This window comes from Sphaerospermopsis sp. FACHB-1194 (genome assembly GCF_014696235.1).
Lineage (GTDB): Bacteria > Cyanobacteriota > Cyanobacteriia > Cyanobacteriales > Nostocaceae > Sphaerospermopsis > Sphaerospermopsis kisseleviana.
Map to the genome: position 1 here is coordinate 24,571 of NZ_JACJPU010000010.1, position 22,081 is coordinate 46,651.

25 protein-coding genes are annotated in these 22,081 nt (G+C 34.9%); 14 read left to right on the forward strand and 11 right to left on the reverse strand.

Translation table 11 applies throughout. The features are described from left to right. Positions 1-125 precede the first annotated feature (125 nt). Both clpB and gloA read right to left on the reverse strand, forming a co-directional pair. A complete protein-coding gene (gene clpB / locus H6F45_RS08315; RefSeq protein WP_137667526.1) occupies positions 126-2,810 on the reverse strand; it encodes an ATP-dependent chaperone ClpB in 2,685 nt (894 codons plus the stop codon). Positions 2,811-2,957: 147 nt separating this feature from the next. After that, complete coding sequence (gene gloA, locus H6F45_RS08320; RefSeq protein ID WP_096566329.1) at positions 2,958-3,392, reverse strand: lactoylglutathione lyase; 435 nt, start codon at positions 3,390-3,392, stop codon at positions 2,958-2,960. A 153-nt stretch (positions 3,393-3,545) separates the two neighbouring features. On the opposite strand from gloA, the gene H6F45_RS08325 reads away from it, so the two are divergent. The 4 genes from H6F45_RS08325 to H6F45_RS08340 are packed head-to-tail and all read left to right on the forward strand — an operon-like array spanning position 3,546 to position 5,473. Beyond that, on the forward strand, positions 3,546-4,130 hold the full coding sequence (locus H6F45_RS08325; RefSeq protein ID WP_096572594.1) for a Uma2 family endonuclease: 585 nt from the start codon (positions 3,546-3,548) through the stop codon (positions 4,128-4,130). 59 nt (positions 4,131-4,189) lie between these two features. Continuing rightward, positions 4,190-4,774 (forward strand): Uma2 family endonuclease, encoded by a 585-nt coding sequence (locus tag H6F45_RS08330; RefSeq protein ID WP_190346935.1) that lies wholly within the window; start codon positions 4,190-4,192, stop codon positions 4,772-4,774. 14 nt (positions 4,775-4,788) lie between these two features. After that, entirely contained in the window at positions 4,789-5,088 is a 300-nt protein-coding gene (locus tag H6F45_RS08335; RefSeq protein ID WP_096572595.1) for a type II toxin-antitoxin system HigB family toxin, read from the forward strand. Then, positions 5,072-5,473, forward strand: a complete 402-nt coding sequence (locus tag H6F45_RS08340; RefSeq protein WP_096566331.1) for a hypothetical protein — start codon at positions 5,072-5,074, stop codon at positions 5,471-5,473. Before H6F45_RS08335 ends, H6F45_RS08340 begins: the two co-directional genes overlap by 17 nt. An 8-nt stretch (positions 5,474-5,481) precedes the next feature. On the opposite strand, the gene H6F45_RS08345 is transcribed toward H6F45_RS08340, so the two are convergent. The 5 genes from H6F45_RS08345 to H6F45_RS08365 all read right to left on the reverse strand — a co-directional run bounded on the left by H6F45_RS08345 (position 5,482) and on the right by H6F45_RS08365 (position 10,859). After that, on the reverse strand, positions 5,482-5,895 hold the full coding sequence (locus H6F45_RS08345) for a DUF6036 family nucleotidyltransferase (protein WP_201277610.1): 414 nt from the start codon (positions 5,893-5,895) through the stop codon (positions 5,482-5,484). After that, on the reverse strand, positions 5,876-6,055 hold the full coding sequence (locus H6F45_RS08350; RefSeq protein ID WP_137667523.1) for a hypothetical protein: 180 nt from the start codon (positions 6,053-6,055) through the stop codon (positions 5,876-5,878). Before H6F45_RS08350 ends, H6F45_RS08345 begins: the two co-directional genes overlap by 20 nt. Before the next feature lie 152 nt (positions 6,056-6,207). Further along, positions 6,208-9,963 (reverse strand): TaqI-like C-terminal specificity domain-containing protein, encoded by a 3,756-nt coding sequence (locus H6F45_RS08355; RefSeq protein ID WP_190346936.1) that lies wholly within the window; start codon positions 9,961-9,963, stop codon positions 6,208-6,210. A 256-nt stretch (positions 9,964-10,219) separates the two neighbouring features. Further along, positions 10,220-10,555 carry a DUF5615 family PIN-like protein gene (locus H6F45_RS08360; protein WP_096566339.1) on the reverse strand — a complete coding sequence of 112 codons (336 nt, stop codon included), beginning with the start codon at positions 10,553-10,555 and terminating at the stop codon, positions 10,220-10,222. Then, positions 10,548-10,859: a DUF433 domain-containing protein gene (locus H6F45_RS08365; RefSeq protein ID WP_096566341.1), complete on the reverse strand. Its 312-nt coding sequence runs from the start codon at positions 10,857-10,859 to the stop codon at positions 10,548-10,550. The genes H6F45_RS08360 and H6F45_RS08365 overlap by 8 nt, the downstream gene beginning before the upstream one ends. A gap of 587 nt (positions 10,860-11,446) precedes the next feature. On the opposite strand from H6F45_RS08365, the gene H6F45_RS08370 reads away from it, so the two are divergent. From H6F45_RS08370 to eno, 3 genes are all read left to right on the forward strand, one after another. Beyond that, positions 11,447-11,698, forward strand: coding sequence for an element excision factor XisH family protein (locus H6F45_RS08370; RefSeq protein ID WP_347237721.1), 252 nt, complete (start codon positions 11,447-11,449; stop codon positions 11,696-11,698). Next, positions 11,686-12,021: a XisI protein gene (locus tag H6F45_RS08375; RefSeq protein WP_096566345.1), complete on the forward strand. Its 336-nt coding sequence runs from the start codon at positions 11,686-11,688 to the stop codon at positions 12,019-12,021. The genes H6F45_RS08370 and H6F45_RS08375 overlap by 13 nt, the downstream gene beginning before the upstream one ends. A gap of 454 nt (positions 12,022-12,475) precedes the next feature. After that, positions 12,476-13,765 (forward strand): phosphopyruvate hydratase, encoded by a 1,290-nt coding sequence (eno, locus tag H6F45_RS08380; protein WP_190346937.1) that lies wholly within the window; start codon positions 12,476-12,478, stop codon positions 13,763-13,765. 38 nt (positions 13,766-13,803) lie between these two features. On the opposite strand, the gene argC is transcribed toward eno, so the two are convergent. After that, positions 13,804-14,862, reverse strand: a complete 1,059-nt coding sequence (gene argC / locus H6F45_RS08385) for an N-acetyl-gamma-glutamyl-phosphate reductase (RefSeq protein ID WP_096566349.1) — start codon at positions 14,860-14,862, stop codon at positions 13,804-13,806. A 352-nt stretch (positions 14,863-15,214) separates the two neighbouring features. Between argC and H6F45_RS08390 the strand changes: the two genes are divergently transcribed. From H6F45_RS08390 to H6F45_RS08400, 3 genes are read left to right on the forward strand one after another with little or no spacing between them, the layout of a single operon-like run. Then, on the forward strand, positions 15,215-15,589 hold the full coding sequence (locus H6F45_RS08390; RefSeq protein WP_096566351.1) for a hypothetical protein: 375 nt from the start codon (positions 15,215-15,217) through the stop codon (positions 15,587-15,589). After that, on the forward strand, positions 15,586-15,795 hold the full coding sequence (locus tag H6F45_RS08395) for a hypothetical protein (protein ID WP_096566353.1): 210 nt from the start codon (positions 15,586-15,588) through the stop codon (positions 15,793-15,795). The genes H6F45_RS08390 and H6F45_RS08395 overlap by 4 nt, the downstream gene beginning before the upstream one ends. A 44-nt stretch (positions 15,796-15,839) precedes the next feature. Then, positions 15,840-16,196, forward strand: a complete 357-nt coding sequence (locus H6F45_RS08400; protein WP_190346938.1) for a hypothetical protein — start codon at positions 15,840-15,842, stop codon at positions 16,194-16,196. Between the two features lie 35 nt (positions 16,197-16,231). Here H6F45_RS08400 and H6F45_RS08405 read toward each other — a convergent pair whose 3' ends face one another. Further along, positions 16,232-16,417 carry a hypothetical protein gene (locus tag H6F45_RS08405; protein ID WP_137667519.1) on the reverse strand — a complete coding sequence of 62 codons (186 nt, stop codon included), beginning with the start codon at positions 16,415-16,417 and terminating at the stop codon, positions 16,232-16,234. 28 nt (positions 16,418-16,445) lie between these two features. Between H6F45_RS08405 and H6F45_RS08410 the strand changes: the two genes are divergently transcribed. The 4 genes from H6F45_RS08410 (at position 16,446) to H6F45_RS08425 (ending at position 20,670) form a co-directional block, all read left to right on the forward strand. Beyond that, positions 16,446-16,754 carry a DUF433 domain-containing protein gene (locus H6F45_RS08410; RefSeq protein ID WP_137667518.1) on the forward strand — a complete coding sequence of 103 codons (309 nt, stop codon included), beginning with the start codon at positions 16,446-16,448 and terminating at the stop codon, positions 16,752-16,754. 144 nt (positions 16,755-16,898) lie between these two features. Further along, entirely contained in the window at positions 16,899-18,572 is a 1,674-nt protein-coding gene (gene ribBA / locus H6F45_RS08415) for a bifunctional 3,4-dihydroxy-2-butanone-4-phosphate synthase/GTP cyclohydrolase II (RefSeq protein ID WP_190346939.1), read from the forward strand. Between the two features lie 122 nt (positions 18,573-18,694). After that, positions 18,695-20,011 carry an ATP-binding protein gene (locus tag H6F45_RS08420; protein WP_190346940.1) on the forward strand — a complete coding sequence of 439 codons (1,317 nt, stop codon included), beginning with the start codon at positions 18,695-18,697 and terminating at the stop codon, positions 20,009-20,011. A 14-nt stretch (positions 20,012-20,025) separates the two neighbouring features. Continuing rightward, positions 20,026-20,670 carry an RloB family protein gene (locus tag H6F45_RS08425; RefSeq protein ID WP_096566361.1) on the forward strand — a complete coding sequence of 215 codons (645 nt, stop codon included), beginning with the start codon at positions 20,026-20,028 and terminating at the stop codon, positions 20,668-20,670. 1 nt (position 20,671) lies between these two features. Here H6F45_RS08425 and H6F45_RS08430 read toward each other — a convergent pair whose 3' ends face one another. Both H6F45_RS08430 and H6F45_RS08435 read right to left on the reverse strand, forming a co-directional pair. Continuing rightward, complete coding sequence (locus tag H6F45_RS08430) at positions 20,672-21,565, reverse strand: peptidoglycan recognition family protein (protein ID WP_190346941.1); 894 nt, start codon at positions 21,563-21,565, stop codon at positions 20,672-20,674. Between the two features lie 47 nt (positions 21,566-21,612). Beyond that, positions 21,613-22,050, reverse strand: coding sequence for a type II toxin-antitoxin system Phd/YefM family antitoxin (locus tag H6F45_RS08435; RefSeq protein WP_190346942.1), 438 nt, complete (start codon positions 22,048-22,050; stop codon positions 21,613-21,615). Between the last annotated feature and the right edge of the window lie 31 nt (positions 22,051-22,081).

Consider the following 22,081-nt stretch of genomic DNA (forward strand, 5'->3'; position numbering starts at 1 on the left):
TTTCCTCCTGACTCCTGACTCCTATGCCCATGACTTACGTCACGCTGCGCGAACACGAAAAGACTTTCTCAGCAAACCCTAAGTAGATGGTGGGTTAAGCAAGAATTAACCCACCAGCAGCGTTTTTACACATCTGAAGATGCTTCTACTAACTTCACCGTCCTTTTCCCCACTGATACCTTAACTGATTGTTTTTTAGAGAATGTCAGACCATTTTCACCTTTATCTATAAAAATTGTATCTCCAGAAATAAAGGTATTTTCTAACAATTTGGTAGCGAGGGGGTTTTCGACTTCGCGCTGAATTGACCGTTTTAACGGACGTGCGCCATAAACAGGATCATAACCAGCTTCAACTAAATGGTCACAAGCTGCTTGGGATATTTCAAAGGAGATTTTTTGTTCTTTGAGTAGTTTTTCCACCCGTTTTAGTTGAATACGGATGATATGGCGCATTTCTGAACGACTGAGGGTATGGAATAGGATTAAGTCATCAACGCGGTTAAGAAATTCAGGGCGGAAGTGCGATCGCAAACCTTCCATCACTTTATTTCGCATCATATCATACTTTGAATCATCACCAGAAACATCAAGAATATGTTCGCTGCCGATGTTGCTAGTCATGACTATAACTGTGTTTCGGAAATCTACGCCCCTTCCTTGAGAGTCAGTAACTCTACCGTCATCTAACACTTGCAGCAGAATATTAAATACATCGGGATGGGCTTTTTCTACTTCATCTAGTAACACCACAGAATAGGGATGACGACGGATAGCTTCGGAAAGTTGACCACCTTCTTCATAACCGATGTATCCGGGAGGCGCACCCACTAACCGAGAAACTGAGTGTTTTTCCATGTACTCGGACATATCCAAACGCACCAAAGCATCATCAGAATCAAAGAGAAATTGAGCTAAGGCGCGGGCGAGTTCGGTTTTACCGACCCCAGTGGGTCCCATGAACAAAAATGAACCAATAGGACGAGATGGATCTTTCATTCCCGCACGAGCGCGACGAATAGCAGCGGAAACAGCAGCAACAGCTTCTTCTTGTCCAATAACTCTTTCGTGTAAATGGCTTTCTAATTTCAGTAATTTCTGGCGTTCTGACTCTAAAAGGCGGTTAACTGGTATACCTGTCCATTTGGCGACTATTTCCGCAATGTCAGCTTCGGTGACTTGTTCCCGTAGCAGGGTAGAACCTTGGCTTTGAATTTCTAATAACTGCGTTTCTTTAATTTCTCGTTCTCTTTGTACTCCTTCTAATTTGCCATATTTCAATTGAGCAGCTTTGTTTAAATCATAATCTCTTTCAGCTTGTTCAATTTGCACTCTAAGCGCGTCTTCTTCTTTCTTTAAGGTGCTAATAGCTTCTAATAATTGCTTTTCTCCTTGCCATTGTTCGTTAAATGTTTGCTGTTTAACGGTTAAAGTGGCAATTTCTTGCTCTATTCTGTCTAAACGTTCCTTAGTTTGTGGTGTAGCTAGTTCTTCACCTGATAAGGACAGTTTTTCCATTTCTAGCTGCATCAAGCGTCTATCAATAGTTTCCAGTTCCGCGGGTTTGGAGGTGATTTCCATTTTTAATTTCGCTGCGGCTTCGTCTACTAAGTCAATAGCTTTATCAGGTAAAAACCGATCTGCAATATAACGGGCTGATAATGTTGCTGCTGCCACTAAAGCAGAATCGGAAATTTTAACGTTATGATGTACTTCATAACGCTCTTTTAAACCCCGTAAAATTGAGATAGTGTTTTCTACGGTGGGTTGATCTACATATACCTGTTGAAAACGACGTTCTAAAGCTGCATCTTTTTCTATAAATTTACGATATTCGTCTAAAGTTGTTGCACCAATACAACGCAATTCACCACGGGCTAACATAGGTTTCAGTAAATTACCCGCATCCATTGATCCTTGTTGGTTAGAACCTGCACCGACAACGGTATGCAGTTCATCAATAAATAGGACTACTTGCCCGTTAGATTCAGTAACTTCCCGGAGGACGTTTTTTAAACGGTCTTCAAATTCACCACGGTATTTTGCCCCAGCGATTAAACTACCAATATCTAAAGATATCAATTGACGGTTTTTTAAAGACTCAGGAACATCACCATTAACCATTCTTTGGGCTAAAGCTTCGGCGATCGCCGTTTTACCAACTCCAGGTTCACCAATCAAAACCGGGTTATTTTTGCTACGTCTGGATAAAACTTGAATTACACGCCTAATTTCATCATCACGTCCAATAACCGGATCTAATTTTCCTGCCTTTGCTTGTTCTGTTAAATCCCTACCAAAACGTTTTAAAGCTGGTTCATTAAGATCCGCAGATTCTTTTTCTCCTGCTTTTGTAGAAACTCTTTGAGTCACGCGAACATTTTTAACAGCAGTTTCTAACTTAGCAATATCAACATTTAAACCTTTAAATATCCGTCTTCCAATGCGTTCATCTTCCGCAAAAGCTAATAAAACATGACCTTCCGAGATTTCCCCTTCCTTCATTCTCCCACGAATTTCTTCGGCTCGATCTAGCAGCAAATCTAAATTTCTTCCCAGATACAACTGATCACTTTTAGCTACTTTGGGCTGACGTTTAGTATAACCTTCTAATTGCTCCTGTAACCGAATCGGATCAATTTCCGCACGGGCTAAAATACCTGAAGTTACACTGCTAGATTCTTCTAAAAGGGCAAGAATTAAATGTTCTACTTCTAATTGTTGTTGTTGATAAGCGCGGACAATATCTTGAGATTTAATAACAGCATCCCAAGCTGTATCAGTAAATTTATTTGGATCTGTAGGCTGCATTTTTAAGATTTTAGATGTTTAGATTTTTAAGATTGACGATTTTAGGTTATAAATTGGTGATTGGCAAATAATCACAAGTTTATACAGACGATGGTGATGGTGGGACCAAGCCCACCCTACTCTAAGATAAGATACTTTAGACGAGAATTACTGACTAACCAACTGGGCTGGGGATTTTTCTGTTTCTGTTGTACCGTGAGTAGCCAGTTGAATCAATTCAACTTTATAACCATCGGGATCTTCGACAAAAGCGATCACTGTTGAACCGTGTTTCATAGGACCAGGTTCGCGGACTACCTTACCCCCACGGTTTCTAATTTCCTCACAGGTGGAGTAAATGTCATCTACTCCCAGGGCGATATGACCATAGGCGTTACCCAAATCATACTTTTCCACGCCCCAGTTATAGGTTAATTCTATCACAGTGTGGTCGCTTTCATCCCCATAACCTACAAAAGCCAGGGTAAATTCTCCACCTGGGTAATCTTTACGTCGCAATAATTTCATCCCCAGGATATCACAGTAAAATTGCAAGGATTTTTCTAGGTTGCCTACCCGCAACATTGTGTGTAGTAATCGCATATTCACCATTTTGATTAACTATTATATTTTATATCTCATCCTTATCAGAAATCTGACTTTTTCAAGAATTTGGGGATATTATTGTTACTTATAAGGTAAATTTTATCAGTGCTTGTGATATAATTTATTTTAATTTAGATGGAGGAAATCATCATGCTTTCATCACCTTTGATATTACATTTTCCCTCGTCAATGCCAATGACAGATGAACAATTTTTTGATTTCTGTCAGGAAAACCGTGATTTACGCATTGAGAGAAATAAATATGGAGAAATATCAATTATGCCACCAACAGGTTCAGAAACAGGGAATCGTAATTTTAATTTGTCTGGACAGTTATATGTCTGGTCTGAAAAAGATGGTACAGGAATTTGTTTTGATTCAAGTACAGGATTTAAACTTTCTACTGGTGCGGAACGTTCTCCTGATGCTGCTTGGATAAAATTAGAAAGATGGAATAAATTAACACCTGAACAACAGATAAAATTTGCTCCGATTTGTCCTGATGTGGTGATTGAGTTAATGTCCCCTTCTGATAATTTGCAACCTTTAAAAGATAAGATGTGGGAATATATGCAAGAACCAGGAATACAATTAGGATTATTAATTGATAGAAAAAATCGGCACGTTTATATTTATCTTCCTGGGGAAGATGTAGAATGTTTAGAAAATCCTGATGTGGTGAGTTGTGAACCTGTTTTACCAGGGTTTGTTTTAAAGATGGGGAAAATTTGGTAGGTATAGATTTTTGTGAGGTTGTGCTAAAATTAATTTCACTTCAGATAGAGTAACTTATTATGCTTTCATCACCTTTAATATTACATTTTCCCTCATCAATGCCCATGACAGACGATCAATTTTTTGATTTCTGTCAAGAAAACCGTGATTTACGCATTGAGAGAAATAAATATGGAGAAATATCAATTATGCCACCAACAGGTTCAGAAGGCGGAAATCGAGAAGGTAGAATCATCCAACAAGTAATGAACTGGACAGATGAAGATGGTGCAGGAATAGCATTTTCATCTAGTGCAGGTTTTAAACTTTCTACAGGTGCAGAACGTTCTCCTGATGCTGCTTGGATAAAATTAGAAAGATGGAATAAATTAACACCTGAACAACAGATAAAATTTGCTCCGATTTGTCCTGATTTTGTGATTGAATTAAGGTCAGCTTCAGATAATTTGCAACCTTTAAAAGATAAGATGTGGGAATATATGCAAGAACCAGGAATACAGTTAGGATTATTAATTGATAGAAAAAATCGGCACGTTTATATTTATCGTCCTGGGGAAGATGTAGAATGTTTAGAAAATCCTGATGTTGTGAGTTGTGAACCTGTTTTACCGGGGTTTGTTTTAAAGATGGGGAAAATTTGGTAGGTATAAATAGGAAGATGCACGTTATTAGTTTTAGAATATTGAGGGAATATATAGAAAATCATGCAGATTCTCAGGAAGCACTAAACAACTGGTATAAGATTGCTAGTAAAGCTAAATGGTCAAACTTAATTGAAGTACAACAGGTTTTTCCAAAAGCTGAAGCTGTTGGTAACTTCACAGTTTTCAATATTAAAGGGAATAAATACCGATTGATTGTTAGCATAGATTATGAAGGACAATTAATTTATATTAAATATATTCTCACTCACCCAGAATACGATAAGGATAATTGGAAAAATGACCCTTACTTTTAATCCAGAAAAATACAAAGAATTATTAAACGCATATCTCCCCAGAATTATTAAAAATGAGGCAGAAAATGAACAAGCTTTAGCTATTGTAGAAGATTTAATGCACCGAGAACGCAGTCCTGAAGAAAATGAACTTTATCAATTGTTAATAACGTTAATAGAAAAGTTTGAACAAGAATATTATCAACCTGTTCAACAAAATAATCCTCTATCTCTGTTGTTGTTTCTTTTGGAGGAGTCTGGGAAAACTAAAGCTGATTTACAAGATTTTTTAGGTTTAGAAGGTGTGGTTGATGATATTTTGAATGGTAAGCAGACAATAAGTTTAGAAGTAGCTGAAAAGCTGGGAGATTTTTTTCATGTAGAAGCAGGTTTATTTCATGATTAGCTGGTATCTTAATCTTGTAAATTCTCTAAATCAGCTAAATCTTGTAATCTCCCTGATGCTTGTTTATTTAATTTCAAATTTTCTAAATCAATAAAATTAACAAAAATATTATCAATTTTTATCTCTATTCTGGCCTGATAACAGGTTGTAAAGTCTATTCCATCTGGTGTAGTAATTAAATCAATGCGATTAGGAGGATAACCTAATTGAATAATTTGATCAGCGCATTGGAAATCTTCAGCAGTTAAACCCAAACTACCAAAACCAAATTCCACTAATGCCTTCATCAGGTTTTCAGCATTTTCCTGACTCATTTCGATCCAAATATCAATATCTTTGGTATAGCGAGGGTGTCCATGAATGGCTACTGCATAACCACCAATTACTAAATACTTTACTTGATTATCGTTTAATAATTGTATAAACTATTTGAAATCTTGGTTCAACATTGTACTGATATTGGTGATATTCCTGACGAATTTGTTCTAGTGCTTCTAAACGTTTTTGATATGATTGCTTCTGCCAATAATAAAAATCGCTTTTCTGTTGTTTTTGATTAATTTTAGTAACAACTTTTTCCATTATTCATTTCAATAAAGTGCTATCCATAAAATTATAACTCATGAGTAGCATCTTGCAAACCCCTGTATTTTATAAATCAATATTTCCGCTTTTCGCTTTTTCCACTTTCTCAACTTGCTTAGGTACTTCTATTGTGTAAATTTAGGTACAGTTTATCCTTCTATTATTTTAATCTCTTCTGGTGTTAATTCATAAAGTTGATAAACCATTTGATCAATTTCTGCTTCTAATTCGCTTGTATCTGCATTTGGATCTGATTTTTTAGCTGTGAGAATTTGATCAACTAATTGTGTCAGAATGTCTTGATCAAGATTAGAAATTTGAGGAATAGGGATTTGTTCAAAGTATTGAGGTTTTACTTCAAGATAACCTCCACTTCTGACAACACAAATATTTCTCAAAAAATACCAAATTAGCCGAGAATTAAGGATACCAAGTAAATATTTTTCCTTGACACTTATTGGTAAAAATACTGCTGGTGCATTGAGATAAGTACCTGATTCATCAAAACAAAATTTATTTGAGTTTTGCAGATTAGGAAATATAATTTTAGGTTGGGTAAACAAATCATAGTAAGCACAGTTTCTTAATTCCCACCAATATTGACCTTTGTCATATCTTTTTTTAGCTTTTTTCTGAAAATTTAATAGATGCTTAAAAATACTTGAGTATTGTTTTTTCATCCTTTCTAAAGCGTCATCTTCTGTTAGCTTACCAAAATTTAATTGTGTAGATTTACTGGCAAATATTATCATCCATTTATCAGCAGATGGAGTAACCCATTTTTTAATGTCTTTACCATCAAAAACAGGTTTTAATTCTGGATCATTAGACATTTTTTTATTAATGATAAAAGCCTCATTTAAACCAGTTAATATACCACGATAACATTTACCAAATATATCTATAATTCGATTATTTTTATTGAGTTTATTTAATAATTCTTGCTCACCATCATTTCTAAAATGCCATACCTCACCTAATAATGATTGATGAGAAATTCGACTAAAATGTTCGGGGTTAAAAAGATTTACCCTGTCATCATATAGAGTTTTATTAACTTTAATAAAATCAAAACTTTCATGAACATTATAAGATTTGGAAGCAAGAAAAATAATTGTATAAGTAGTAGCTTCATCAAATACAACTACGGAAGTAAAATCTAAATACTTGTCAATGGTAAAATTTTTGATCACAAAATCTCTTAGTATCTTACCAGCAGTTGTTTTATCATAAGTATTGTTAATAAAACAGAATTTACCTTGATTGGCTAAAATTGAATGTGAAACCTCATAAAAATAATAAAATATATCTCCAGCAGTAGCAAAGGTAGTAAATTTATTTTTTAGATAGATTTTTAAATATCCTAATTCTTCTGATCTAATATAAGGAGGATTACCAATTACTACATCAAAACCAATAAAATCACCATCATTATTTAATACTTCAGGAAACTCAAAACGCCATTCAAAAGCATAAGTGTAAATTTTGCCATTTTCTATTTCTTCAATCTCAACCCGTAACTTATCAATTTCATTATTTAACTGACTAATTCTTTGAACCCGCAGTTTTTTCTCATCTTCACTTTCTTCTAGTAATAAGGTTTGATTTTCCAGATTGTAAACTTCCCCCTCTAATTGTCTTAATTTAGTTTTATTATGATCACTTAATCCCAAAGTTGTTTTCAAATTACTTTTAATATCGTTAATCAATTTGTTCATTGCTCTTTTTTGTTCTCTATTTTCAGCGTTGCGGTAAGTTTGTACAGCATTTCTATAAATTTCAATACTGTAATTACTTTTATTTAAAGCAACTCGCAAATCAGCATCTAACGCAAAACGACTAATTAAAGAATTACCACATTTGATGTTAATATCAATATTCGGTAAAGTTTCCAGTTCAGTATAATTACTTGCGATTTTATAATAAGCATTTTTCAAAAGTTCAATCCATAACCGCAACCGACATATTTTGACAGAATTGGGGTTAATATCCACACCAAATAAACAGGTTTCAATAATTATTTGTTTTTCATGAAATAGAGTTTCTTGTACTCGCTGACTTTCCTTATTTTTGGGATTATATTCAAATAATAAACCATCTTCATCGGTAATAATTAATTCATCGTTAACAACTTCTATCTGATATTCCTTTAATCTTTTACCTTCCCTATCAAGTAAAATTTTTAGTTCGCTTTTGATTGCAATAATTTCATTCAAAGCTGAAACTAAAAAATGTCCTGAACCCACAGCAGGATCACATATTTTCAAACTGTTAATAATATCATTAGCTGCTTTTTTATCCTCTATTTTATCATATAAATCATCAATAGTTTCACAATTCCAACCTTTAATATCATTAAATTTCTGAACAACTGCTTTTCTAATGGTTTCTCGACACATATACATAGTAATAAAACCAGGAGTAAAGAAAGAACCATCTTTATAACCATTAATTTTCTCAAAGATTAAACCCAGTACAGCAGCATTAATTAATCTTTTATTTTCTTCCTGAATTTCTTCCCCAGTTTCACTACTAAAATCATAAGCATTGAGAAATTCAAAGAGATATTCTAAAGCATTAATTTCACCAGTGCGTTTTTTACCGTTATTATCTTTTAAGATAGTACCTGTAAAAATCGGTAATTTCTCATTTCCTAAATTGCTAATTACAATAGTATCTTGTTCAAGGTCTGTAAGTTCAAACAAAGAACTGTTTAAATAAGGAACATGAGCAAATATTGTTTGTAATTTCTGGCTTCTTTCCTGTGGTTTACGTGCTAAAACGCTAAAAAATAGACTATTGAGATCATCATAATTCTTAACTTTTTGTAAGTTCAAAAATCCCCAAGACGGATCATTTTTATGATATCTAATTAATTGAGCTTCTAATAATTTCAAAAATAGGATTCTATTAATCCAAGTAATTGCTAATTCTAAACCAAGATTGAAAAGTTGTTCTTGGTAAGTTTCTCCAAATTGCTCTGGTTTCTCTAACCGAGAAATTTTATCTAAACTATCGAGTTGAATAATGGCATTTTCTATTAATGAACCAACGTTTCTTTCAGGTTCTTTTTTCCGTTGAATCAGTTTTTTACTACCTTCTTTAGTTTCTACCAAACCGATAATATGTAATAATTCACTGTAAAATCCTTTATCAAGAGTATTACTATCATTAGTAAAAGGTAATTTTAATAAATGTTCTGGAGAAAATAGCTTAAACAGGGAAATTAACTTATGTTCATCTGGATGTTCACCAGGGTTTAAATATTGCTGATAGTCTCGAATATCTAAATGTGTAAAGGTGATTTTATCGACAATTTCATCAATGGTAGGTTTAGCAATTTCTTTATAAAAGAAGTCGGTTTTTTTATTGCTTAATCTTCCAGCTTCAAAATCTGTAAACTGCTGAATCAGGGTTTTATTTTCTATAAATGCTTTCTCAAATATATTAGCATCAAAAATGAACCATTCATAAATATTAGTCGCTATTAAATATTTAATTTCTAAATTTTTAGCTGTCAAACGTTCCCGCAGAAAATATAAAACTAATTCTTGCAAAGCTTTGGTGTTTAAATTATCAACTTTGAGCATTTCGCTTTTATTTGTTGGTTTTTTAAATTCTAAAATTACACCAACAGTAGTCTTAGCGTCTTTACCATTATGGATCACTAAATCATTTCTTCCTTTGGTGTTTATAAAATGATTGTTGCTGTAATATGTGTTTTTTAAAAAGTCACCAATTAGATTTTTGTGAAATTCTTCTGATTCGGATTCGTTGATTTTATCAATTAAATTTTGTAGGTTCTTTTTGAAGTTCTCAATGTCATTTCTGTTGGGTTTAACTTTGAGAAAGGCTTTATTTAATGATTCTCTTGGTTGGATTTTATGAAAATTTATATTGTTCATTTTATGTAACGGTTTAACTATCAATTATTACTTGTTTTGTGATACTATACCATAAATAATTACAAATAGTATGTAACAAAAAATAAATTTATATAAACTTATTTTCCCTTATGTTTTCTAGCTCCTTATTTGTCGTAAGGACAATTTTTAACGCCTAACTACTTATAGCGATTTATAGCGATCGCCTTTCCAACTCTAGCCACATTGACTTCATCAGTGCGATACCTTCGGTAAGCTTCGCTAACGCTTTTCTCATTCATAAATATTCAATCCTTCCAAACATCTCTTCAGGTGATAGCAACTCCCAAATTAATACTAAACCCTGAATAATTTGCCCAATAGATTTAGTCTGTTGAGAACAATAAACAATTCCCAAATGATTGGTATTGACTTGATGTAATCTCAAAAAATCAGTATCCTGAGTAAATATAACTCTTCCTTGAGATACCGAAAATTCTAATTGCACCTCATCAGATACAGAAATAAGTCCTTGTTCTGGAGTCGTGGTTACATCAATTCCCCGTTTGCGAAGTCCAGCAGCAATGGCATTACTGACATTTTCATCTAAATGAAATTTAATTTCTCTAATCATGACCTTTTTGAAGTTTCTGCTGAACTAAAGAAGGCGTTTGAGCTTTCATCTCCCTAGCAAATACTTCGTCATCTTCTATATCTTTTCTAATCTCTTCCAGATGGTCATAATAATAAGCCAATGCTGCATGAACATCAGCTAAAGTAATACTAGGATAATGATAGACAATTTCATCTGGTGACATTCCCATGCGTTCATACCAAATGACGATATTTTGTACTTTAATTCGATGTCCGGCAATGCGAGGTTTGCCACCACATATACCCGGCGTTATTTCAATATGATTAGTAATTACTGCTGTCATAAATTATCTGGTTATTTTTTAATATATTATATCTAAAAATAGCCATATAGCAGATATAGCGATCGCCCTTTCCACTCGATCCATTTTTCTATCAAAATAGCGATCGCTTCATCTTCCTAACGCAACTCACTTACCATATTCAATCTTTTTTGTCAATCCCCCTGATTCCTAACCTGCTAATAACAGCATCAAAATAGTTGAATCTCATGTCAGGAATTTTTGATAAATCCCTGGCTTTTTTGCAGGTTCTTATTTTTGTGTGTTCTGAAACTCTTACCAGTAAGGGCTTTTAATCTGCTGCTTAAAACCCTGGTTTACAAATAGGCACAATAAGGCAAATTACAAATTCTCTTAAATCATACCAGAAGGCTGAAAATATTGCAATACCGTTGATAAATAAAAATAATTCTCAATTAAATATTAAGAAAATATAAAGGAAGAATTTTGAATAGTTATGTATTTTCAATCATTAAACTGTTAAAAAATAAGATTATATTATTGATTCCCGAAATAGAGAGTTAGCATCATTAACACTTGTGTAATTTGACAACAATCTGCAATCTTGTTATTGTAAAAGTTTTATAGTAATTGAAATCAAGGTTTTTAACAGTCCTTCTTTAATTTCAGAATTAGAAAAAACTCTAGGACAATACAATATTTATGTTAGTTTAATAAAAAGGATTAATCCAGAACATAAATTATATTTAGCAATTCCTGAAGCTGCTTATCAAGACTTTTTTCTCAAACCAGCTATTCAAGATATTTTAAGTGATCAACAGCAGATTAATTACATTATTTTTGATCCAATTCTGGAGGTAATTGTACAATGGATAAGTTAGAAAAATACAGAAAAATTATAATTAGTGTTGTCGGAAATCACGCTAAGTATAAACCTAGTCATGGTCAAATTGAGGCTTTGTGTATTTGTGATCAAGAATCTGATAATTATTTGTTAATGGATACAGGTTGGGATAAAACAGGCAGGGTTCATGCAGTGGTGTTTCATTTGCGAATTATTGATGGTAAAATCTGCATTGAATGGGATGGTACAGAAAGGGGAATAACTGGGGAATTATGGGAGTTAGGAGTAGAAAAGGATGATATTATTTTAGGGTTTATTCGTCCTGAATATCGGCAGTTTACAGATTTTTCTGTGGCTTAAAACACAGCACTTACTAGGGTGCGTCAGATGTCAAAAATCTGTTTATCTGCAAATTTCACGGTTTATCTGCAAATGCCATACCGCAATTGGGACAATGAATATCAAAGCTACTCCAAACAAGTCATAGGCTATTCTATGGTAATTGCGTTTTTATGCTTACTAGCAACTAAGATTTGCTGTAACATTAACTTGACTATGGATATTGTCAGCGTTCAAGCATTGTTACTGAAAGTACTTATACTATTTTTTACATTCATATAATATACAACTGTCTGTCTTCTTGGGCAACTATACGGTTAAAGGCTTAAAAAAAATTAATCTTTCCTTTGAGTTGACTCAAACTCGGAAATCTTCTTTAATCTCACCCAATTTTCCGTTAAAAACGCATAAACTAACGATTGGTTTAGGACTAAACTGGAAAGTCTTAACTATCAAACATAAGGAGAAAGCAGGAATGACCAAATATCTAGACACCGCCATTGAAGCCATTGTAGCCCGCGAAATCCTCGACTCACGGGGTAGACCTACCCTAGAAGCAGAAGTACATTTAGCTGGTGGTGCAGTCGGACTAGCACAAGTTCCTAGCGGTGCTTCCACAGGCACATTTGAAGCACATGAACTGCGAGATGGCGATAAAAGCCGTTATGGTGGTAAAGGAGTCCTCACGGCGGTAAAAAATGCCAATGAGATATTAGCGCCCAAATTATTAGGGTTGGATGTTCTCAACCAAGAGTTGTTAGACCGGACTATGATTGCTACAGATGGTTCTCCTAACAAAGCTAATTTAGGCGCGAATGCGATTTTAGGAATTTCTTTAGCAGCAGCTAAAGCAGGTGCAGCAGCGTTAGATATTCCCCTTTATCGTTATTTGGGTGGACCTTTAGCAAACTTGCTGCCTGTACCTTTGATGAACGTGATCAACGGGGGAGCGCACGCTGCCAATAATGTAGACTTTCAAGAGTTTATGATTGTTCCTATCGGTGCGCCTTCTTTTAAAGAAGCTTTGCGTTGGGGTGCGGAAGTTTTTGCCACTCTCAGCAAAGTTTTGGATGATAAAGGTTTGCTAACTGGTGTGGGTGATGAAGGTGGTTTTGCACCTAACTTAGAATCTAACCAAGTGGCTTTAGAATTGCTGGTAGCAGCCATTGAAAAAGCTGGTTACAAACCTGGGGAACAGGTAGCTTTAGCTTTAGATGTGGCTGCTAGTGAATTTTACAAAGATGGGCAATATGTTTATGATGGTAAACCCCATAGCCCCGTTGAGTTTATTGATTATTTAGGGCAGTTGGTGGATCAATATCCTATTGTTTCCATTGAAGATGGTTTACATGAGGAAGATTGGCAAAACTGGCAATTACTAACTCAGAAAGTCGGTTCTAAGGTGCAGTTAGTTGGTGATGATTTGTTTGTAACCAACGCCACCCGCTTACAAAAAGGCATCGAACAAAAAGCCGGTAACTCGATTTTGATTAAGTTAAATCAAATCGGTTCTCTCACTGAAACTTTGGAAACCATTGATTTAGCTACACGCAACGGTTTCCGTTCAGTTATTAGCCATCGTTCCGGTGAAACCGAAGATACAACCATTGCAGATTTAGCAGTAGCAACTCGCGCTGGACAAATTAAAACCGGTTCTCTCTGTCGTAGTGAACGGGTGGCTAAATACAATCGCTTGCTAAGAATTGAAGATGAATTAGGCGATCGCGCTATCTATGCAGGTAAAGTTGGTTTAGGAACAAAGTAATTGATAATTGACAATTGATAATTGTCAATTGTCAATTGTTATGGATAAAACCCAACTTTGGGTAAACCCAAGGTTTCATCCCAACCCATCATAATGTTCATACATTGTATGGCTTGTCCTGCTTGACCTTTAATCAAGTTGTCAATGGCTGACATGACGATCACTCGCCGGGTTCGGGGGTCAACTTCTATACCTATATAACAGGAGTTACTTCCACAAGCCCATTTAGTTTGGGGATATGTGCCGCTATTACAGATTTTCACCCAGGGGGAATTACGGTAAAATGCGGTGTAAATTGTAATTAAATCATCACGCACTAAACCCGGATCTCGCAAGGTGGCGTAAACGGTGGCTAATATTCCCCTCACCATTGGGATTAAATGAGGTGTAAATTGTACTGTAACTTCGTGTCCGGCTAAATCACTGCAAATTTGCTCAATTTCTGGAGTGTGCCGGTGACGGGCGACGTTATACGCAGCTAGGGAGTTATCAGCTTCCGCTAACAAAAGATTGATTTTACCTTGTCTTCCTCCTCCAGATGTCCCAGATTTAGCATCAATGATCGCTGTTTCTGGTATAATTAAACCTTGTTTCAGCAGTGGGGCAAGGGCGAGTAAACTGGCTGTGGGATAGCAACCAGGACAACCGATGAGATTGGTTTCGGCAATGCGATCGCGGTACAATTCTGGTAAACCATAAACTGCTGTTTTGGCAATAGTGCGATCGCTTCTTTCTGTTCCATACCAAGTTGTATAAGTTTTTAACTCACTGAAACGATAGTCGGCACTCAAATCTAATACTTTACAGCCTTTTTCTATCAGTTTGGGTGCAATGTCACAGGCTAAACCGTTGGGTAAAGATAGAAATACTACTTCACATCTACTAGCAATCAGTTCTGGATCTACCGCTTCAATGTTGAGTTGAACTACACTCCCCAAATGGGGATAAAGATCCGCAAATGTTTTCCCTGCGCTGCTTTCGCCACCTAAATATACTACTTCTACTTCTGGATGATCCATCAGGAGTCTGACAAGTTGCACTCCGCCATAACCTGACGCGCCAACAATGCCAACTGGTACGCGTCTTAAATTACCCATGTTATGAAATCCTTATCCGCTTTTGGTTAATCTAATATTAGCTATCATCAATCAGGTTGTTAGCCAATTGGTGATAACTGAATTATTATTGAACTTTCGCTGCATTGTATAGCAAATATCGTATTTTGGAGAAGGCAGGAGGCAGGGGGCAGGAGGTAAAACACCCTTGCTGCTTGATAGCATAGCGTGGTGTAAGCAATTTTTTGTGTATTTTCTCGCTTTCTAGTTTAACTCAATTGTTGTGATCACTTAATCTAGAAAAATATTTACAACTGCACTTAGATAGAATTATTATTTTAACTGACAAGCTATTACCTGTATTTTTTTAGAGTGTACTTTTTATAGCAAATAAATGTACAAAACCTTTAACGAAAACCCAACGCATCCAAAACGTGCCTTACAAATATGGCAAATTTTGATCAGCAAAGCAGTGAACCGCCAAACTTTAACCTATAAAATGTTAGCTGAAATTCTTGGTTTTCAAGGTTCAGGGACTTTAGCTCCCATATTGGGACACATCATGTATTATTGTCAGCAAAATAAACTTCCACCCTTAACAGTTATAGTAGTTAATCAAACAACTGGACTGCCAGGAAATGGTTTGATTACTACAAATAATATTCATGCTGAACGTGAAGATGTTTTTAACTTTGACTGGTTCGCTATTTACCCGCCTTCTCCTAATGAATTGGAAACCGCTTATAAATCTGGGAATTGTCAAATATGACTACTTATAAACAAATCCAGGATTACATTAAAAATAAACATCAGGTAACAGTAAAAACCTGTTGGATTGCTCATGCAAAAGAACAGTTAGGACTTCCACTTAAACCATCTAAACGTAGTTCTGAAGGAAAACCAAGAGTTTATCAATGTCCTGAAAATAAATTGTCATTAATTAAAGAAGCTTTTGAATATTTCCATGATTTATAAATTTTAAATCAAAAAAATCAAAAAAATCAAAAAAATCAAAAAATATGAAGAATGAAATTGTCATTGTCCGCACAGGTATTCCTCCCCAACAACTAGATAAATATGTTGATGATGAAACAAAACTGCATGAAGCACCGGAAGGTTTACGCACATTAGCAATTTTAGGAAAAACATTTTACTGGACATTGAACTTAGAGCGAGTTCAATCTTGTGCTGAGGTACATATCTATAACTGGGAAGGAAATCAACGGATTGTTGCCCCGATTTTACCAGAACAATGTTACTCTATTGATATGTTTGGAAAATCTAGAACCATCATTGCTTTTGATACTAAAGCTGTTCGTTTTGAAAATGTTGATCCTCCTCAGAAATTTGGGCGAAGTTCCGCATTTTATGAATAGCGATAGATAAAAAAGCAGAAGCATCTAACACAGATTTATTCACTTAAATACTCCTGTCTGCGTTCCTGAATAAGTTCATCTACCAAACTTCTATCAGGTGATTTATCTTTTAATAAACCTCTTAATTTTTTAACTTGTTGTTTGAGACTGACTAATTGCAGTGTTCCATTATCTTCAAGAGTTAAAATATACCCATCAACATCCATCGGTTTTCCACCCAAAACATAATTCTACAGGAGAACTCAAATCATGCAACTAGAAGACTACTTTAACTTTCTTAGTCCAGAGGATATTCGTTTAAAAGGCTCTCGCATTGGTATAGAAACCATTTTATATGAATATATTTATCGTGCCAGGACACTGGAAGAAATTAGCCAAATGTTTCCGAGTCTGACCATAGAACAAGTCTATGCGACTATTTTGTATTATCATCACGAAAAAGAAAAAGTTAGTCAGTATATAGCCGACTGGCTAGAGTGGAGTCATAAAATGCGAGAGGAACAGCGTAAAAACCCCCATCCTGTAGTACAAAAATTAATGGAAATTAAAGCAGTATAAAAAGCCCAAGCATTACATGACAATACAATATCTCAACTCCTGACTCCTGACTCCTGACTCCTGATCGCTCTAGTTTCGATAAACAGGCTACAATCTAAAATAAGAAATTGTTAAAAAAATTTACGTTGGTAGCTAGAATTTCCTGTGTCACAGTCCAATAATAACCAAACCTTTAAATTTGATTCTATTGATGCCGCTTTAGCTGACCTTAAAGCCGGTCGTTCTATTGTGGTGGTAGATGACGAAAACCGCGAAAATGAAGGTGATCTGATATGTGCTGCCCAGTTTGCCACCCCGGATATGATTAATTTTATGGCGGTGGAAGCTAGGGGTTTGATTTGTTTAGCGATGACAGGCGATCGCCTGGATGAACTTGACCTTCCCCTCATGGTCAGCAACATCACAGATACTAACCAAACCGCTTTTACCGTCAGCATTGATGCAGGTCCCCATTTAGGAGTCAGTACGGGGATCTCTGCTGAAGATCGAGCGCGTACCATTCAGATAACTCTCAACCCTGCTACAAAACCCGAAGATTTGCGCCGTCCTGGGCATATTTTCCCGATTCGGGCTAAAGCTGGGGGTGTGCTGAAGCGTGCAGGACACACAGAAGCGGCAGTTGATTTAGCGCGACTAGCAGGATTATACCCTGCTGGGGTGATTTGTGAAATTCAAAATCCTGATGGTTCAATGGCAAGATTACAACAGCTAGTTGAATATGCCAAAGTCCATAAACTAAAAATTATCAGTATTGCGGATTTAATTAGTTATCGTCTGCAAAATGATCGCCTGATTTATCGAGAAATTGTCACTAAATTACCTACCCAGTTTGGACAATTTGATATTTACGGCTACCGTCACACTTTGGATAATACAGATCATGTGGCAATTGTCAAGGGTGATCCGGCAAATTTCGGTGATGAACCTGTAATGGTGCGGATGCACTCAGAATGTTTGACCGGTGATGCTTTGGGGTCTTTGCGTTGTGATTGCCGAATGCAGTTAAAAGCCGCATTAAAAATGATTGAAAATGCCGGTCAAGGTGTCGTAGTTTACCTACGTCAAGAAGGCCGGGGTATAGGTTTGATCAACAAGCTTAAAGCCTATTCTTTGCAGGATATGGGACTGGATACGGTAGAAGCAAACGAGCGTTTAGGTTTTCCTGCGGATTTGCGAGATTATGGCATGGGGGCGCAAATTCTCATGGATTTGGGTGTTAAAAAAATTCGCCTCATTACTAATAATCCCCGTAAAATTGCGGGTGTGAAAGGCTATGGTTTGGAAGTTGTAGATCGTGTACCTTTGCTGATAGAATCTAATGATTTCAATTCCCGTTATCTAGCTACAAAAGCTAAGAAACTGGGACATATGTTGTTACAAACTTATCTGGTGACAGTAGCATTAGACTGGGAAGATGAACCGGAATCTGTCACCAAACGTTATGAACGTTTAGAGAAAATCAGACATTTAGCAAAAGATAATCATTTATTGTTACAGGAAGAAGCGCGACCTTTAGGAATTGCTTTATTTGATCAACCATCATTAACTGTGCATTTGGGATTTGATCAGCCAAATGTTGCTGATGCTAATTGGTATCAACAAAAAGGACATCCTTACTTGCAAGCGATAGGGCAAATTTTGGATAATTTACTAGATTTACCCTATGTGCAGAAGTTAGAATTTCTGATTTCTGCTGGTAGTGATCCTTTGAGTAATTTACAAGTACAGTTAGATCGGCAGGTTTTTGGGAAAGAAATTAAACCTTCGTCGTTAGGCGATCGCTTGGAGACACAACAGATTTATAGTTTTAGTAAGTAATTCGTTGTATATTGTTGTATCTTCAAAATAGCTCTGGTTTTATCCCCGGAGCTATTTATTTTTATTGATTTATTCTGTATGCTTGAGTCATAAAGCTGATAATTAACTATAAATATAAAATCATGCTTATAGAATTTAGTGTAGAAAATTATCGTTCTTTTCAAGAAAAGCAAACATTGAGTATGGTAGCTGCTGAAGATGATGAAACCATGCTCAATAGTAACACTTTTCCCATGCCGAATACAGATGATTTACGCCTGGTTACAAGTGCGGCAATTTATGGACCAAATGCGTCAGGAAAAAGTAATTTAATTAAAGCTATTGTTACACTTAAACAAATTATTGTTAACTCGGCTACTAGAATCAACCCAGGTGATAAATTACCGCTTGAACCATTTAGATTAAATAGTGAATCATCAAACCAACCTACAATATTTGAGGCAATTTTTATTCATAAAGATACTCGTTATGAATATGGAATTTCTGCAACTCAAGATCAAATTCATGAAGAATGGTTAATTGCATATCCCAATGAACAACAGCAAAACTGGTTTTATCGTAAAAAACATATAATTGAAAACACCGAATCACAAGAATCACAAGATTATAAAAACTATGAATGGTCATTTAGTGAAGAACTCAAGGGAGAAAATGGAAAGATTAAAACATTTACACGCTACAATTCTTTGTTTTTGTCCCATGCAGCACAAAATGACCATCCTCAATTAAAAGAAATATATAAATATTTTCGAGATCAAATAAATATGCTGACTATTAACGTAAATTCAAAAGGATTTACATTTAAAAAATGTCAAGAAAATCAAATTTTCCGTGAAAAAGTTGTGAAAATATTGAGTGAAGCGGATATTGGTATTTATGATATTAGACCTGAGTTGATAAATGTGCCTGAAGAAGTCCTGCAAGTATTAAAAGGTTTAATCAACAAAGAAATTGATAATCCAGACATAGAAAGTATCATACATGAACCAAAAGCCATGAGAATAGTAACAGTTCACAAAATGAATGATTCAGAAGATAAAACTTATGAATTGAATATGGATGAAGAATCTGATGGAACACAACGTTTATTTGAGATGTCAGGACCTTGGTTAGATGTATTAGAAAAAGGAGAATTATTAATAGTAGATGAAATAGATAGAAGCTTGCACCCAGTTCTATCCAACGCATTAATCAAAATGTTTAATGATCCAGAAATTAATCACAACAACGCCCAATTAATATTTACAACCCATGATACAACACTATTGGATGAAGAAATATTCAGACCTGATCAAATCTGGTTTACAGAAAAAGATAACAGCATGACTAAATTATATTCATTACTAGATTTTCGACCCCGTGAAGATGAATCTTTACAAAAAGGTTATCTTTTAGGGCGATATGGTGCTATTCCTTTTATTAATGGGTTAAGTATTTAGAAATATAGAAAAATATGTCAAGAGGAAAATCTACCAATAATTTAAAACGACGTTCAGGAAATAACCAACCTAGAAAAAACTTTTTAATTGTAGTTGAAGGGGAGGAAACAGAGTATAATTATTTTAATTCTCTCAAACGTGAACTTAGATTACCAACAATCAAAATTGAAATTGTCTCCGCTAACGGCGGTGATCCCCTTGTAATTGTTAATGAAGCTATAAAATTAAATAATCACATTAAATTTGAGAAAGTTGATCAAGTATTTTGTGTATTTGATGACGATAATAAACCTGAAAAATATAAACAAGCTCTTAACCGTGCGAAAGAATATAATTGTACTCCTATCACATCAATACCTTGTTTTGAATTTTGGTTTTTCCTTCATTATTACTACACTCCCAGTCCCTTTGGTAGTTACAATGAATTACGTCCCCAACTAGAAGCAGAAATGAGAAAAGCTGGTATTCTCAAGCAGGGAGAAAAATATGATAAAACTGATAAATTGCTCTATTCAAAATTGCAACCCAACCAAGAAATGGCAATAAATAACGCCATGAAACTAGAAAATAAACACCCTAATGAAGATGGATGTACCAACCCATCCACAAAAGTACATCATTTAGTACAAGAACTAAAAAACCAAAAAGACTTTAAATAAATTACGAATTATTAAAACTCCTCAACTCTCTAAAAGAATGCAACTTATTAAAAAACTTCTCAAAATCAAAACTTAAAGGATCAACCTTACCATTAGCAATATCAACATCACGATGAGTAGTAATTCTCTCATCAGGAACTTGACTTTGGGCAATTAACCAAGCTAAAGAATTATATTGATCTTCAGTATAACCGCTATGTCCTTGAATATTTCTTTTTCCCCAAGCATCAGGAGGGGTTTCTAAAGAAACATGATAAGCGAAATTATTTACAGATGGAGATAAATTAGGATTAGTTTGTACAGTTTCCTCCACACCATTAGCAGCTTTAAAAACCGAATTACCAGCACCAAAAGCCCTTTTATCAGGTGCTACTAAATAAATAACAGTACCATCCAGAGTAATTAAAGCATGATAACTAGCTTGGACATTTTCATCAACATTATTATTTTGAAAAAAATTCACTGCACTAGAAGCAGAATTAGTCGTTTCATGTAAAACAATCAGCGGTTGATTATTTACAGGTACACCATTAACATCATGAGTAAATCTTTCACCATAATTACTAGGATGTACTTTAGCAGCAGCTAAATTAGGTTTATATTCAGCAAAAGCAGCAGTAGTTATGTATTGAGTAATAACTTGATTTTTTGGGTTTCTCTCAACAAAAGACTTAGACAAAATTGGTAACTTAGGTAAAGTAATTGGCGGTTTTTCTGCTGTTTTTTCTGATTGATATAAAGCTTGTGGATATTGATTCCAAATAATAGGATTTGGATTTGATATTCCTGTATTATTTGGCTGTTTTCTTGCACCACCAATAAACATGGCTAAAATCAAAGTTGCCAGCATCAGAAAAATTAGTATTACCCTAGTCGCCCAGTGTCTAAATCTCATAAATTATAAATGTTTGATAAACTAATTTAATAAAATAAACTTAACTTTCACTTAATCAGCCAATAATCTGGAATCCAAAATTTATGAATATTCATCAAAATTGCCCCTGGAAGAAAATTCTCAATATCATCTTCAAAAGCAGCTGTAGGAAAAGTTAACCCAACGGTTTCATTATTGCATATTACCCGCTCAAGTATTTGCTCAAAATTCCATTCTAATTCCTTAATATTAATACATGGTATGCCACACTCGTCCTCATAATTATATTCTTCATCTATCATAAATTGTCCATATTTGATATCATAGGTGATCCATTCCAGACGTTCAAATTCATTAACTGGAATAATAGCAGCCACATCTTCCTCCCCTTTTACCAAGACGATGCGCTGTTTCTCCAAGATCACATCATTGATGCTTGCCAATAATTTAACCCTAAATACATCTGTTTGTAAGCGGATAAAACCTGCTTCTTGATTTTTTAACATATTCTTTTCTGTAAACCCTGCCTAAAACATC